Source organism: Micromonospora sp. NPDC005707, from assembly GCF_040631005.1.
Classification (GTDB): domain Bacteria; phylum Actinomycetota; class Actinomycetes; order Mycobacteriales; family Micromonosporaceae; genus Micromonospora.
The window spans coordinates 59,429-72,296 of the sequence record NZ_JBEXYR010000020.1 but is presented as its reverse complement, the minus strand read 5'-3'; the positions used below and the strand labels follow the sequence as shown (position 1 = coordinate 72,296).

Below are 12,868 nucleotides of genomic sequence, written 5' to 3'. Positions count from 1 at the left end.
TCGCTGAGCTGCGGAGGAGTGGGCCGCCAGGGGCTCGAACCCTGAACCTATGGATTGCCGGCGAGCGGGTCGGAGCGGGTGCGGTACGAGGTCATGCGGCCTGCTGGCGCGCTTCTCGGCCCGGTTCGGTTGCACGGTTGCTGTACTTCGCTGCTGTACTGCTGGCATCAGACGAGACGCTGGATACGCACCTTGGGCTGCTCGTTCCGGAGGTGGCCTAGCTTGTGCTGGCGGACCTGCTCGTCCCAGACCTCCTGGTCGTAGTCAGGCGGAACCCACCTATGCGAGCCATCGCTGTAGTGGAACTTCTCGTCGCCGGGTCGAAGGATGCTCATCGGGTCCAGCCGAGGAATCGGTGGTGCAGGTGGCCGGCGGGGACGTGGGCCAGGTCCTGGGCGGCGTCGACGAGTTGCGCCGCCAGGTAGAGGGCCAGCGACACGGGGGCGCCATCGTACTCGGCTCGCAGCTCCCGCCTTCGGGTCTGGCATGGCCAGTCGGCACCACAACCGCCGCAGGCCCAAGCCGGTGTGATCGGGAGATGGGTGGTCATCTCGGCATCTCCCTCGGGGTCGGCTGGTCCGCTGGTCGGGCACCTCGCCGGTCGTCCTCTGAAGGCCAATGGCCTCGATTGATCGGGATCCGATGCGTTGTGCGGCAGGGCAGCTCGCTTCCGCATCGGCAGACCTTCCGCCACCGCTCCCATGACCAGACCGGCCGGTGTCGCCTGGCCAGAGTGAGCGCGACGGCTATCAGGTACTCCTCGTACGAGACGCGAGGCACCGGGTCTCCCTTCGGATGTGGGTCAAGGTCTCGGGCATGCCCCGGAGCGGCTCACGACGCGAGGTCGCAGCTCACGTCACCGTAACGACGTAGGACTGTAGATACAATAAGATGTAGAACTGTTGGACACGTAGCGTCACTGCCGTGATCGACCCCAGTGCGGATCGCGCCGTGTTCCGGCAGCTCGCAGACCTCCTGCGAGACCGGATCACGTCTGGCGACCTCGCGCCTGGGGCTTCACTTCCCAGCGAGCTGCGGTTGGCCCAGGAGTACGGGCTGAGTCGCACGAGCGTCCGACAAGCGGTAGCACTGCTTCGGTCGGAAGGGCTCGTGATCGTGGAACCGCCGCGCGGCACGTTCGTCCGCGCCGTCGAACCGACCGAAACGGTGACTCTCCTCAAGGGCGATACCGCCACCGCTCGGATGCCTACCCCTGTCGAACGGCGCGAGCTGGAGATGGGCGAGGGTATTCCGGTCATCGTGATCTTCCGCGCCGATGGCTCCCGTGAGCTGTACGCCGGCGATCGCATCCGCGTCGGCCGCTGACGCAACCTCGGCGACCCCCGGTGGGGGGATACGGTCTCAGGCTGTCGGCTGCTGCCATTTGATGACGATCCATGTCGACGAGCAGGCGTTGGGCTTCATCGGTTGACGTTCGGCTCCGGCCCGCATCAGGGCCCGCGCTGCCTTCTCGCTGCCTCGCTGCCTGATTGCTGCCGCACGTCGGCAGGAGAGCCGACCGCCAGGTTGCGTTCGAAGATGTAGTAGACGGGGACGACGCCGATGATGGCCAGTGCCACCGGCGGGCTGAAGAAGGCGACGACGACCGCGGTCAGATACAAAAACGACGCCACCCCGAATCGCAGCCGCGCCTTCCAACGGTCCCGCTCGGGCACTGCCTGCTGGAGCCGCCCCGGACGCAAGGTCCATTCGAAGATCCCTGCGAAGCTGAACCCCATCCCCAGGAACGCAGCCGCATACAGAATCACCGCCACCCGGGCGTCCTCCCCGCCCGACACGAGGTACTCGGACACTGTCGCCGTGTCTACCGGGATGAGGACGACGAACAGCATCAGGATCAGGTTGAGGAGGGCCAAGGTCCGGTCGACGACGGCGAGGTTCCCGATGAGGGCGTGATGGTTGACCCAGATGAGCCCGATCGTGGCGAAGCTGATCAGGTAGGCGACAAATGAGGGCCAGTGGTCCCCGATTTGATGCATGAGGGGGCCATGACCCGGCCCGGCGACCGCCAGGTTCAGCGCGAGTAGCGTGATCGCGACCGCGAAGACTGCATCACTGAATACCTCCAGCCGGGTTCGGCTCACTCCACGGTTCTACCGCAGCACCCGGGCCTGCCGTGGGGGATTAAATCCGGCCAGCTACCGCCGGGCGCGGTCGCCGCCGCCTCGGTCAGCGGGCCGGCCGGCCGGACATGTCGACTCTCACTGATCTCCTCAACCATCTTGTTGTAGAAGGCCGCACCGGCACTGCGCGGCTCTCCCACGTGTCCACCCTCGGATCACCCCTTCGGCAGCACCCGGATTAGGAAGTCAGTTGCGCTGCGTTGAGCAAAGGTGCCTTGAGCAGCAAAAGGCCAACCAGCCATTCCCTGACACCCTAGATCATTCCGCGCAGTCCGGATCTTGGCCATGGATCCCCTGACCACCCCTTCCGATGCGAAGGTCACGGCGGCAGTATGTCCATGTGGCATCGACAGAGACAGAACAGCAGGCCCTTCAAGCGCGAGCGGCGCTAATTCTGGCAGCTCGCCGTCGCTCGCTGGTGACGTACAAGGAGCTGGGTCTAGCGATCGGCATGACGGGAGTGGCCCTCAGCACCCACATGGGCCGAGTGCTGGACAAGCTTTCGGACCTGTGTATCGACGCCGGTGAACCATCGCTCGCAGCCCTCGTTGTCAACTCGACAACCGGGGCCCCGGGCAAGGGCTACGACGACGGCGGGGTCGCCTGGCACACCGCGGTGCAGGAGATCTTTCGCCACTGGGCCAAGCAGTAAGGCTCGCGGCAGGCACGGGGACTCTCGCTAACGCAGCGCCGAACCCGGACGACTCGCTTACAAGCTCTGTGCACCGCGTCCGCACACGTCCGGCAACGACTGCACGCTCGGAGTTTCGTGCGTGCCAGCACTCGCCAGTGTGCTGCCGTCCGGCGGCGTTGCTGTCAGCGCTGCTGTCGACAGCCGTTCCGCCGGCGCCCCAGGCCCACCCCGTCGGAGCGCAACGACTGACTGGCAGCCGTTCCCGGGTCACATCCCGACCAGGGCGGCGTTGATCTTCTGCGCCAGGGACGGCTCCACATGCTCAACCAGTCGTCTAGGTAGCGCCGACGAGTAGGCGCTCTGGTCGCCGGTGCGCCCATCGCGGCCAGGACCGAAGGAACAGCAACTGCCTACCGTTCGGCCAGGACTTAGGCAGGTCGGCGTTGCCGCCCCCGAACCGGTCGCCCAGTGTCGTTACGATCTCGCGCGCATGTGCTGCGATCAAGGCAGCTCACCGGTGCTCATGTCACCGGCCACGTTCAAGTCCAGGGGGACCACTTGAAGAACAGGCTTATCGGGTTCGTCTCGGCGCTCGCCATCGCCGTCGGCGGGTCGCTGGCCGCCGCCGCCCCGGCGCAGGCCGCCACCCCGGCCGTCATGATCACGAAGGCCTACTACAACTCGCCGGGCAGCGACACCGGGTCGAACACCAGCCTGAACGCCGAGTATGTCCGGCTGACCAACAAGCGCAGCTCCACCATCAACCTCAAGTACTGGACTCTGCGCGACAAGTCGAACCACGTCTACAAGTTCACCATCAACTGGTACCTCAAGGCCGGCGCCAGCGTCGTGATCCACACCGGCAAGGGCACCAACACCAGCAGCAACCTCTACTGGGGCTCCGGCGCGTACATCTGGAACAACACCGGCGACACCGCCTACCTGCGCAACTCCGCCGGCAGCTCGATCGACTCCTGCTCCTGGGGCAGCAGCGGCAGCTACACCAACTGCTGAACGCCCGGTCAGCACCTCAGCGCCGGCCCACCGTCTAGGTGGGCCGGTCGCCTGCTGTCTCCGGCTTCCCGCCACCCCGTCCCCGTACTTGGGCCGGCAAGGCGCAGCCGTTGGGCAACCAGCAACCCGACGACCGAATCGCAGGGACGAGCAGCCGCGAATTGCGCACGAGCGGTCCGTCCGTCATCGTCCGCCCTCCAGCTGTTCGGTCCGCCGCCGCTTCGGAGCGCATCCCCGACACGGGAGTCAGGCTGGCGGTTGCTTCACTGCTGTACCGGCCCCGATCATGGCAACAGCGGCCCCGGACGGGACCGCTGACCTGCGGAGGAGTGGGCCGCCAGGGACTCGAACCCTGAACCTATGGATTAAAAGTCCACAGCTCTGCCATTGAGCTAGCGGCCCGTCCGACCAGGCTACCGGAACCCGTCCGCGCGGGCCTTCCGCCTTCCCCACCTGTCGATCTTCAGACTCCGCGTTGGCCGGCGGGGCATGGCGACGCCCACCTGGGGAACCGGGACAGGCATGAGGGTGAGCGCGGCCGCGGTGGCGGCGTCCAGCGAGGTGGCCGGGGACGACGGGGTACGCCGGCCCGGTGGCGAGGTCCACGCCTGGTTGCCGGGCCAGAACCAGACGGTCTGCGGGCTCCAGCTCAGCCGTACCCGCCTGCGCCGCTTTCCCCACGTGCCCTTCGACTACTCGAACACGGACGTGCTCACCGAGGCCGATCCCGAGGGCTACGTCTGCCCCCGCTGCCTGGCCGCCACGCAGGGCCGGCGTGAGGGCGAGAAGAGCTGGGCGCGGACGAACCCCCGTCCGTGAGCGGTTGCTGTCCGCTTCAGCGGGTAGGGCACCGGTATGCGCATCGTGATCGTGGGGGCCACCGGCAACGTGGGGACGGCGCTGCTACGCCGGCTGCGGCGGGAGTCCGGGGCGGAACTGGTCGGGGTGGCGCGCCGGCTGCCGGGGCCGGACGCCGGTGAGCCGTACGACGGGGTGGAGTGGTATTCCTGCGACGTCGCGGCGCCGGACGCGGTGGAGACGCTGGCCGTGGCCTTCGCCGGGGCGCGGGCCGTGGTGCACCTGGCCTGGCAGATCCAGCCCAGCCACGACCAGCGCACCCTGCACCGGACCAACGTCGGCGGCAGCCGTGCCGTGTTCGAGGCGACCGTTCGGGCCGGCGTTCCCGCCATCGTGCACGCCTCGTCGGTCGGCGCCTACGCGCCCGGGCCGAAGGATCACCCGGTGAGTGAGAACTGGCCGGCGACCGGGGTGGAGACGTCGTCGTACAGCCGGGACAAGGCCGAGGTGGAGGCGCTGCTGGACGGCATCCAGCGGGAGCGGCCGGAGCTGCGGGTGGTCCGGCTGCGGCCGGGGCTGACCTTCCAACGGGACGCCGGCACGGAGATCCGCCGCTACTTCATGGGGCCGCTGGCGCCGGTCCGGCTGCTCCGGTACGGCCGGATTCCGCTGGTCCCGGCGAACCGGCGGCTGCGCATGCAGGCGGTGCACGCCGACGACGTGGCCGACGCGTACGCCCGGGCGGTGCTGGGTGATGCTCGCGGCGCCTTCAACGTGGCCGCGGACCCGGTGCTGACCCCGGAGCTGCTGGCCCGGCACTTCCACGGCTGGACGGTGCCGGTGGCCACCCCGGTGCTGCGCGCGGCGGCGGCGCTGACCTGGCGGGCGCGGTTGCAACCGGTCGACACCGGCTGGGTCGACCTGGCGTTGAACGCCCCGCTCATGTCCAGCGAGCGCGCCGAGCGGGAACTCGGCTGGACCCCGAAGGTCGACAGCGTCACGGCGCTGAAGGAGCTGTTCGACGGCATGTCGAGCCGCACCGGCACCACCTCACCGCCGATGTCGGCGGACCCGACCCTTCCCGGCCGCCCGAAGGCTCTCCTGAAGGCCCGCCTCCCCGGCCACCCCAACCCCTACTGACCAGGCCCGCGCCGGTCACGGCCCCGACGGGTGCCGCTCGTGACCATGAAGTTGTTGCCCCGACACGCCGACGACGGTGGCAATAACTTCATGATCAACAGGGCGGGTCCAGCGAGGCGGGTCAGGAGAGGCGGGAGCCGGACACCGTGGGTGGGTGGGCGCCCAGGAAGAAGATGCCGGGGTAGCCCCTTGTTTCGAAGCCCTTGCTTTGGTTGCGGCGGAGGGTCGAGCTTTCGATCTTCATGGTGCCGGTGCGGTTGTTGCTGACGAAGAAGACGGCGCCGCCGCCCTCGTTCGCCGTGTTGTTCTCGATGATCGTGCCGGCGATGCGGACGGTGAACTCGTTGCCGTCGCAGTAGATGGCCCCGCCGCTGCCGCCGCCGGGGGTGCCGGCCCGGGACGGGTTCGCGCCGCTGCCCACCGCCCGGTTGTCGCGGAAGACGCTGTTCAGCACGGTCCAGGAGACGCCGATGCTGCTGGTCGCCGCCCCGTTCGCGCAGACCCCGCCGGTGAAGGTGCTGTTCACCACGTACACCGGTTTGTTGTCGTGCTGGCTGAGCACGCGCAGCGCGGCGCCGCCCAGGTCCGGGCCGGTCCGGTCGCAGCGGTTGTCCACGAAGCGCGTGTTGACCACCTTGAGCCGGCCACCGCGTACGAAGATCGCGCCGCCCCCGCCGCCCTCGGTCCGGTCGCCGGTGGAGTTGCCGTCGGCGAAGGTCAGGTTCTGCACGGTGAGCTGCGGGTGGTCCTGGTTCTGGCAGTGCGAGGTGGTCCAGCCCTGGGCCTGGTCGCAGGTGTTCTGGTAGAGGATCCGGCGCTCGCCGCCGCCGCTCAGGGTGACCTTGCCGCCGCCGTCCAGCACGACCCGCGGGCCGTGCGAGTTGACCACCTTGGCGGTCGCCTTCATCCGGATGGTCACCGGGGCCGGGCCGCAGTCGAACGTGATGATCCCCCCGGCCGCCACGGCCTTCACCACCGCCGCCGAGGTGCAGCTCGCCGGGGTGCCGGTGCCGACCGTGCGGGTCGGGCGGGACGTGTCCACGGCCCGCGCCTCGGCGGGGACGGCGGCGTGCCCGTCCGGGTTGCCGGCCCGGGACGCGGCCGCCGAGGGAGCGGCGCTGGGCTTGGCGGTGCCGAGACCGGCCCGGGCGCTCGGGTCGCCGGTCGGGGGCGGCGTCGGGCCGGCGGCGGTGCCCGTGGCGGCGACCGGCGCGGGCGAGCCCGCCGGCTGGTCACCTCCGCAGGCGGGCAGCGTCGCGGTGGCGAGACCGAGGGCGAGGAGGGTGACAGCGGGCTTCACACGCACCGCCCGATGCTAGGAGGGCGGCCCGCCGCCGCACGACTCCGCGCGGGATCCTTAACCCGCCGCTAAGCCACCCGCCCGCCGTGGCGCTTCCCGTCAGGCGTGGGACAGGGCGAACGCGACCAGGAAGCCGAGGACCGTGATCAGGCCGACGAGCAGGTGGGCGTCCTCGTACGCCTCCGGAACCATGGTGTCGGTGATCATCGCGAGGATCGCGCCGGCCGCGAGCGCCGTGATGCCGGCCAGCACCGCGGGCGGGGCGCCGCCGAGCAGCGTGTACCCGGCCAGGGCTGCCACGCCGGAGACCAGGGCGATCGCCGTCCAGAGCAGGAACACGTAGCGGCGGGTCCGGCCCGCCTGGCGCATGCCGGCCGCGCTGGACAGGCCCTCGGGCACGTTGCTGAGGAAGACGGCGAGCACCGTGACCAGGCTGACCGGGCCGCCGGCCAGCAGGCTCGCCCCGATCACCACCGATTCGGGTACGCCGTCCAGCAGCGCCCCGACCGCGATGGCCGAGCCCGAGCCGGGCTGCTCCTGCTCGGTGGGCTGCTCGTCGCCGGAGCGCTTGCGGTGCCGCGCCCCGCGCCGGGCCAGCAGGATGTTCGCGCCCGTGTAGGCGAGCGCCCCGCACGTCGAGCCGATCGCGACCGGCCGCAGCCCGCCCTGCTGGTGCGCCTCGGCGATCAGCTCGAACGAGACGGCGGAGAGCAGCACGCCCGCGCCGAACGCCATGACCGAGGCGATGACCCGGCGCGGCACCCGTGCGAAGAACCCGACGGCCGCCCCGATCAGCAGGGCCGACCCGGCCAGCAGTCCCCAGAATCCCGCTTCCAACCACTCCGGCACCCGCAGGACCCTACCCCCGGCCCGGAATCGGAAACGGCCTCAGAAGTCGGCGAACAGGTAGGGCAGCGCCCGCGGGAAGATCCGGCGCAGCTCGGCGGCCGCGTCGACCGGCACCTCGCCGAGCCCGCGCACGGCCACCTCGGCCGGGTCGAGCACCCCGTACGCCAGGGCGGAGAGCCCGGCGGCGGTGAGCCGCGCGGCCGGCACGGTGCCCGCGGCGGCGGCGTCCCCGGGCAGCACCTCCAGCGTGCCGGTGGCGCCGTCGAGCAGGTGGGTGCCGGCCAGCCAGCGGTCGCCGACCAGTTCGACGGTGACCCGGCCGGTCCCGACCGGCTGGTCGGCGAGCGCGTCCAGGCTGAGCAGCCGGGCCATCGGGGCGGGCGAGCCGGGCCGGGACACCCGCGCCTCGACGTGCACGGCGAGGTCGGTGAGCCACAGCTCGGGCAGCTCGTCGGCGGGCAGCTCGACGCTGATCCGCTCCACCTGGTCGACGTGGCGGGCGAAGAACTGGAGCAGCGACGCCCGGGCGTACGGGTCGCTGGCCAGCAGGTCGTCGGCGATCAGCGTGCCGCCGTGGTCGTCGATCCGGTAGGTGACCGCGCCGACCGTCTCGCCGTCCCGGACGGCGGTGAGCAGCCATCGGTCGTCCCGGTCGCGCAGCCCGACCGCCCGGAAGTCCGGGAAGACCGCGAACCCGTGCCGCTCGCGCAGGCAGCGTTCGGTGTACGCCCGCCACCGCTCGTAGCCGGCGCCGACCCGCTCCCACACCACCTCGCCGGGCAGCTCGCCGCGGAGCAGCGGGGCCAGGTCCGCGGGCGAGAAGACCGCGGTACGCCGCCGGGGCAGCCCGACGTAGCCGAAGCGCTCGTAGAACGAGGCGCGGAACGGGTAGAGCGCGGTCAGCTGGTTTCCCTCGTCCCGCATCTCGTCGAGGAGCTGATGCAGCAGCGTGCGCACGTGCCCGCGCCGGCGGGCCAGCGGGTGGGTGGCCACCCCGGCGACGCCGGCCATCGGCAGCACGGCCCCGCGCAGGTTCTGCCGCATCGGGACCGCCGAGACGGCGGCCGTGGTGACGCGGTCCTCCTCGACTACCAGTGTCCGGTTGCCCGCGTTGTACGGCAGGTACGCGCGGAACTCCTCGGTCCGCGACACGGCCATCGGGGATGTCTCGAAGGCGTACGCCTGGAGCGGGAAGCTGGTGGTGAGGCGTTCCTCGGTGGCCAAGCGGCGAATGCGCATCCGCCCATCCCAACCGGTCCCTCCCGCCGCCGCAACCGGAAAGCCGGTCAGGTCACCGGCAGGTGCCGGACGTGGCGGCGCCGCCGCAACCGCGCCGACGCGGTGGCGGGCCGCCCGTGCTGCGACGGGCGGCCGGCTCAGGCCTCGGTGACGTCGGAGACCACCACGGTGACGTTGTCCGGCGCGCCGGCCTGGTGGGCGAGCTTCACGAGCTGCTCGCCGCACTGCTGCCGGTCCCCGTAGGTGACCAGCGCCGAGGCGATGGCGGCGTCCTCTACGTAGTCGGAGAGGCCGTCGCTGCACAGCAGCAGCCGGTCGCCGGCGAACACGGTGAGCACCCCGACGGCCGGCGGCGCGTCCGAGCCCTGCACCGCCCGGGTGACGAGCGAGCGTTGCGGGTGGTGGCGGGCCTGGTCGGGGGAGAGCGCGCCCTGGTCGACGAGCGCCTGCACGAAGGTGTCGTCCCGGGTGAGCTGGCTCAGCTCGGTGTCCCGCAGCAGGTAGCAGCGGGAGTCGCCGACCTGGGCGAGGACCAGGGTGTCTCCGGCGAGCAGGGCGGCGGTCAGCGTCGTACCCATGCCGTCGCGCGCCGGGTCGACCGTGATGGCCGCGCGGATGCGCTGGTTGGCGGTGCTCACCACGGCGCGCAGGGCGTCGGCGGCCTCGTCCGGGGCGGTCGGCGGGGTCAGCTCGTCCAGGATGCGGATGACGATCTCGCTGGCCACCTCGCCGGCGGGGAGGCCGCCCATGCCGTCGGCCACCGCCACGAGGCGGTCACCGGCGAGGGCGGAGTCCTCGTTGTTGGTCCGGACGAGGCCGACGTCGTTCAGGATGGCCGAGCGGAGGATCAGCGTCATGGGGACAAGCTTGCCAAGAACATCGGCTCCGCGTCTCTACGCATTGCTGGGTCTGCTGAAAGAAATGTCGCCGGCTTGCACACCCGGTATGCATCAACCATCCATTGTGGCCTTTCGCGGGTAGCGCAGCAGCAGGCTCGCCCGGACCTCCTCGTCGCCGACCGCGGCGTAGCTGTGCGGCACGTCGGAGACCCAGCGGAGGTATTCCCCGGGGCCGGCGGTCTGCGGGGCGCCGACCGGGCCGGCGCGGAGCACGCCGGAGAAGACGGTGACGTGTTCGGTGACGCCGGCCTGGTGCGCGGGGGAGAGCTGCGCCGGGCCCGGGCTGACCCGCATCCGGTAGAGCTCGTAGGTCGCGTCGGTGTCGCTGAAGACCTCCAGCAGGGTGGCCCCCACGGCGGCGCCGCGGACGGTCGGCGTCTCCGCCGCACCGGAGAGCACGGCGGTGAGCGGCACGCCGAGCTGCGCGGTGATCGCGTACAGGGTCTCCAGGGTGGGGTTGCGGGTGCCGTTCTCCAGCCCGGAGAGGGTGGCCTTCCCGACGCCGGCCAGCCGGGCGAGCGTGGATAGGGACATCTCCCGCTCCTCGCGGAGGGCGCGGATCCGCCGGCCGACGGCTTCGGCGGTCCGGTCACCGGCTGGTGGGGCAGCTGCCATGGGGCTATCGTGCTACATCGGTCCGTTCCGTAAACGGAACGGCGGTGAGGGGGAGAGCATGGCCGGTCGACTACAACCCGTCCTGGCCGGCGTGGTGACCGCCCTGGTCGGCTTCGCCAGCTCGTTCACGGTCGTGCTCGCCGGGCTGCGCGCGGTGGGCGCGGACCAGGCGCAGGCCGCCTCCGGGCTGCTCGCCCTCTGTGTCGCCAGCGGCTGCTGCGCCGTCTGGCTCGGCCTGCGGCACCGGCTGCCGCTGGCCATCGCCTGGTCCACCCCGGGCGCCGCCCTGCTCGTCGCCACCGGGCCGGTGCCCGGCGGGTGGCCGGCGGCGGTCGGCGCCTTCCTGCTCACCGGCCTGCTGATCGTCGCGGCCGGGCTCGTTCCCGCGCTCGGCCGGGCCGTCGCCGCGATCCCCGGCCCGATCGCCAGCGCCATGCTCGCCGGGGTGCTGCTGCCGCTCTGCACCGCGCCCGTCCGGGCCCTGGTCGAGGTGCCCCGGCTGGCCGGGCCGGTGGTGCTCGCCTGGCTCCTGCTGCACCGGTTCGCCCGCCGCTGGGCGGTGCCCGGCGCGCTCGCCGTGGCCGTCGTGGCGATCGCGCTGACCGCGTCCGGGCCGGCCCGGATCGACGCCGCCCCCGCCGTCGCGCTGACCGCGCCCGCCTGGACGCTGCCCGCGATCGTCGGGCTGGCGCTGCCGCTGTTCCTGGTCACCATGGCCGCGCAGAACGTGCCGGGCACGGCCGTGCTGGCCGGCTACGGCTACCGGGCCCCGCTGGGCTCCGCGCTCCGCGTAACCGGGCTCGCCACCGCGCTCGGCGCGGCGGCCGGCGGGCACGCGGTGAACCTGGCCGCGATCACCGCCGCGCTGGCGGCCGGCCCGGACGCCCACCCCGACCCGGAGCGGCGCTGGATCGCCTCGGTCACCGCGGGAATCGGGCTGGCGCTGCTCGGCCTGGGCGCCGGCGTGGCAACCGCCCTCGTGCTGCTCTCCCCGCCGGTCCTGGTCGAGGCGGTGGCCGGGCTCGCGCTGCTCGGCGCGCTGGCCGGCGCGGTCGCGGCGGCGGTCGCCGAGCCGGACGCCCGGGAGGCCGCCGTGGTCACCCTCGTGGTCACCGCCTCCGGGGTGAGCCTGCTCGGCGTGGGCGGCGCGTTCTGGGGGCTCGTCGCCGGCTGGCTGATGCTCCTGCTGTTCCGCCGCCGTCGCGCCACCACCGCGTCGGTGACCGAGCCGGAACCCGAGCCGGCCGTCCCGGTCCGGGTGGGCTGATCAGGCGGCGCCTTCCGCCTCGGCGCCGATCTCCATGATCCGCAGGCGCACGCCGGTGACGTTCTCCTCGACCATCCGCTTCAGCGCCCGCGCGTGCTCCAGCGTGTCGAGCACGACCAGCGCGTGGCCGAGGCCGGACTCGTCCTCGTCCGCGCCCCACCAGCCCCGGACGAAGCCCGGGCTCTGCCGGGTCACCTCGGCCATGTGCGCGAACTGGGCGGCCCGTGCCGCCGCGTCGGTCGGCGTGCCGCCCTGCTCCCCGATCACCATCCACATGCCGCCCACCCTAGGCGGGGAGTCACTCCTCCGGGGGGAGCTCACCGGCGGGGACGGTGAGGCGTACGCCGTCGTCGGTGACCGCCGCGATCCGGTCGGCCAGCACGTAGACCGCGCCCGTGCGGGCCAGTTCGGTGGAGACCTTGAGGTAGCCCTCGCGCAGCAGCCGGGCGGCCAGGTCGGCCGGGACGTCCGGCTCCTCGGCGGCCGCCGACCCGATCAGCTCGTCCAGGCTGCTGCCCGGGTCGACGGGGGCGGGCGCCTGCACGGTCACGGCGGCCGGGTCGCCGCGCTGGACGAGATCCACGGTGCCCACCTCGACGCCGGTGGAGTCGACCACCCGCATGCCGGTCGTGACCCGGGAGACGCTGTCCTGCTGCTGGCTCATACAGGCGCGGTTCCCGAGGCGCGCGGGCGCTAAACGGGCGGGGCCCAGCCGCTCGGCGGGCGCGGGGACAGCTCGCGCCAGGTGTCCGGCCCCTCCAGCAGCGCCCGGACCGTCTCCTCGGCCTCCTCGACGCTGGCGTACTCGTAGAACTGGGAGACCCCCTCGGCGCCGCCGGCGCGCTGCTCGACATGCCAGCGGTCGCCGTCGACCCGGAGGAAGACGTCTCGCCGGGCCAGCCGCCCCCATTTCCCGTTCCACCAGTGCCTGCGCTGCTCCATGCCCGGACTCTATCGAACATGTGTTCG

Annotated in this window: 17 protein-coding genes and 1 tRNA gene; 6 read left to right on the top strand and 12 right to left on the bottom strand. The window is 72.0% G+C overall.

Annotated elements, in window-relative coordinates; all coding sequences use genetic code 11:
- Nucleotides 1-167 precede the first annotated feature (167 nt).
- Together ABZ452_RS29445 and ABZ452_RS29440 are read right to left on the bottom strand one after the other, a co-directional pair.
- Nucleotides 168-335, bottom strand: a complete 168-nt coding sequence (locus ABZ452_RS29445; RefSeq protein ID WP_357949739.1) for a hypothetical protein — start codon at nt 333-335, stop codon at nt 168-170.
- Complete coding sequence (locus tag ABZ452_RS29440; RefSeq protein WP_357949736.1) at nt 332-550, bottom strand: flavin reductase; 219 nt, start codon at nt 548-550, stop codon at nt 332-334. Before ABZ452_RS29440 ends, ABZ452_RS29445 begins: the two co-directional genes overlap by 4 nt.
- A 374-nt stretch (nt 551-924) precedes the next feature.
- On the opposite strand from ABZ452_RS29440, the gene ABZ452_RS29435 reads away from it, so the two are divergent.
- Nucleotides 925-1,326 (top strand): winged helix-turn-helix domain-containing protein, encoded by a 402-nt coding sequence (locus ABZ452_RS29435; RefSeq protein ID WP_357949733.1) that lies wholly within the window; start codon nt 925-927, stop codon nt 1,324-1,326.
- Nucleotides 1,327-1,451: 125 nt separating this feature from the next.
- Here ABZ452_RS29435 and ABZ452_RS29430 read toward each other — a convergent pair whose 3' ends face one another.
- The gene (locus tag ABZ452_RS29430) at nt 1,452-2,105 is read right to left on the bottom strand and encodes a TMEM175 family protein (protein WP_357949730.1); all 654 of its coding nucleotides are present in this window, start codon (nt 2,103-2,105) and stop codon (nt 1,452-1,454) included.
- Between the two features lie 379 nt (nt 2,106-2,484).
- On the opposite strand from ABZ452_RS29430, the gene ABZ452_RS29425 reads away from it, so the two are divergent.
- Nucleotides 2,485-2,796: a hypothetical protein gene (locus ABZ452_RS29425; protein WP_357949727.1), complete on the top strand. Its 312-nt coding sequence runs from the start codon at nt 2,485-2,487 to the stop codon at nt 2,794-2,796.
- A 540-nt stretch (nt 2,797-3,336) separates the two neighbouring features.
- Complete coding sequence (locus ABZ452_RS29420; RefSeq protein WP_357949725.1) at nt 3,337-3,792, top strand: lamin tail domain-containing protein; 456 nt, start codon at nt 3,337-3,339, stop codon at nt 3,790-3,792.
- Between the two features lie 330 nt (nt 3,793-4,122).
- Here the strand turns inward: ABZ452_RS29420 and ABZ452_RS29415 are convergent.
- Nucleotides 4,123-4,194, bottom strand: a tRNA-Lys gene (locus tag ABZ452_RS29415).
- Between the two features lie 120 nt (nt 4,195-4,314).
- Between ABZ452_RS29415 and ABZ452_RS29410 the strand changes: the two genes are divergently transcribed.
- Nucleotides 4,315-4,611, top strand: a complete 297-nt coding sequence (locus tag ABZ452_RS29410; RefSeq protein ID WP_357949722.1) for a hypothetical protein — start codon at nt 4,315-4,317, stop codon at nt 4,609-4,611.
- A gap of 36 nt (nt 4,612-4,647) precedes the next feature.
- Entirely contained in the window at nt 4,648-5,730 is a 1,083-nt protein-coding gene (locus ABZ452_RS29405) for an NAD-dependent epimerase/dehydratase family protein (protein WP_357949718.1), read from the top strand.
- Between the two features lie 121 nt (nt 5,731-5,851).
- Here ABZ452_RS29405 and ABZ452_RS29400 read toward each other — a convergent pair whose 3' ends face one another.
- The 5 genes from ABZ452_RS29400 to ABZ452_RS29380 all read right to left on the bottom strand — a co-directional run bounded on the left by ABZ452_RS29400 (nt 5,852) and on the right by ABZ452_RS29380 (nt 10,632).
- Complete coding sequence (locus ABZ452_RS29400; protein ID WP_357949838.1) at nt 5,852-7,030, bottom strand: hypothetical protein; 1,179 nt, start codon at nt 7,028-7,030, stop codon at nt 5,852-5,854.
- A 99-nt stretch (nt 7,031-7,129) separates the two neighbouring features.
- The gene (locus ABZ452_RS29395) at nt 7,130-7,879 is read right to left on the bottom strand and encodes a ZIP family zinc transporter (RefSeq protein WP_357949715.1); all 750 of its coding nucleotides are present in this window, start codon (nt 7,877-7,879) and stop codon (nt 7,130-7,132) included.
- A gap of 39 nt (nt 7,880-7,918) precedes the next feature.
- Nucleotides 7,919-9,118: a GNAT family N-acetyltransferase gene (locus tag ABZ452_RS29390; protein ID WP_357949713.1), complete on the bottom strand. Its 1,200-nt coding sequence runs from the start codon at nt 9,116-9,118 to the stop codon at nt 7,919-7,921.
- Nucleotides 9,119-9,255: 137 nt separating this feature from the next.
- Nucleotides 9,256-9,975, bottom strand: a complete 720-nt coding sequence (locus ABZ452_RS29385) for a protein phosphatase 2C domain-containing protein (RefSeq protein WP_357949711.1) — start codon at nt 9,973-9,975, stop codon at nt 9,256-9,258.
- A gap of 93 nt (nt 9,976-10,068) precedes the next feature.
- Complete coding sequence (locus ABZ452_RS29380; RefSeq protein ID WP_357949709.1) at nt 10,069-10,632, bottom strand: XRE family transcriptional regulator; 564 nt, start codon at nt 10,630-10,632, stop codon at nt 10,069-10,071.
- A 58-nt stretch (nt 10,633-10,690) separates the two neighbouring features.
- On the opposite strand from ABZ452_RS29380, the gene ABZ452_RS29375 reads away from it, so the two are divergent.
- On the top strand, nt 10,691-11,899 hold the full coding sequence (locus ABZ452_RS29375; protein WP_357949706.1) for a benzoate/H(+) symporter BenE family transporter: 1,209 nt from the start codon (nt 10,691-10,693) through the stop codon (nt 11,897-11,899).
- On the opposite strand, the gene ABZ452_RS29370 is transcribed toward ABZ452_RS29375, so the two are convergent.
- Genes ABZ452_RS29370 through ABZ452_RS29360 form a run of 3 tightly spaced genes read right to left on the bottom strand, consistent with a single transcriptional unit; the run spans nt 11,900 to nt 12,841 of the window.
- Nucleotides 11,900-12,175: a hypothetical protein gene (locus tag ABZ452_RS29370; RefSeq protein WP_357949704.1), complete on the bottom strand. Its 276-nt coding sequence runs from the start codon at nt 12,173-12,175 to the stop codon at nt 11,900-11,902.
- 22 nt (nt 12,176-12,197) lie between these two features.
- Entirely contained in the window at nt 12,198-12,563 is a 366-nt protein-coding gene (locus ABZ452_RS29365; protein ID WP_357949701.1) for a hypothetical protein, read from the bottom strand.
- Between the two features lie 29 nt (nt 12,564-12,592).
- On the bottom strand, nt 12,593-12,841 hold the full coding sequence (locus ABZ452_RS29360; protein ID WP_091315558.1) for a hypothetical protein: 249 nt from the start codon (nt 12,839-12,841) through the stop codon (nt 12,593-12,595).
- Between the last annotated feature and the right edge of the window lie 27 nt (nt 12,842-12,868).

Bases quoted from the DNA above. Each gene is read 5' to 3' on its own strand.
- ABZ452_RS29390 (WP_357949713.1), bottom strand. From the start codon at position 9,118: ATGCGCATTCGCCGCTTGGCCACCGAGGAACGCCTCACCACCAGCTTC.
- ABZ452_RS29445 (WP_357949739.1), bottom strand. From the start codon at position 335: ATGAGCATCCTTCGACCCGGCGACGAGAAGTTCCACTACAGCGATGGC.
- ABZ452_RS29365 (WP_357949701.1), bottom strand. From the start codon at position 12,563: ATGAGCCAGCAGCAGGACAGCGTCTCCCGGGTCACGACCGGCATGCGG.
- ABZ452_RS29370 (WP_357949704.1), bottom strand. From the start codon at position 12,175: ATGTGGATGGTGATCGGGGAGCAGGGCGGCACGCCGACCGACGCGGCG.
- ABZ452_RS29375 (WP_357949706.1), top strand. From the start codon at position 10,691: ATGGCCGGTCGACTACAACCCGTCCTGGCCGGCGTGGTGACCGCCCTG.
- ABZ452_RS29360 (WP_091315558.1), bottom strand. From the start codon at position 12,841: ATGGAGCAGCGCAGGCACTGGTGGAACGGGAAATGGGGGCGGCTGGCC.
- ABZ452_RS29410 (WP_357949722.1), top strand. From the start codon at position 4,315: ATGAGGGTGAGCGCGGCCGCGGTGGCGGCGTCCAGCGAGGTGGCCGGG.
- ABZ452_RS29385 (WP_357949711.1), bottom strand. From the start codon at position 9,975: ATGACGCTGATCCTCCGCTCGGCCATCCTGAACGACGTCGGCCTCGTC.
- ABZ452_RS29380 (WP_357949709.1), bottom strand. From the start codon at position 10,632: ATGGCAGCTGCCCCACCAGCCGGTGACCGGACCGCCGAAGCCGTCGGC.
- ABZ452_RS29440 (WP_357949736.1), bottom strand. From the start codon at position 550: ATGACCACCCATCTCCCGATCACACCGGCTTGGGCCTGCGGCGGTTGT.
- ABZ452_RS29405 (WP_357949718.1), top strand. From the start codon at position 4,648: ATGCGCATCGTGATCGTGGGGGCCACCGGCAACGTGGGGACGGCGCTG.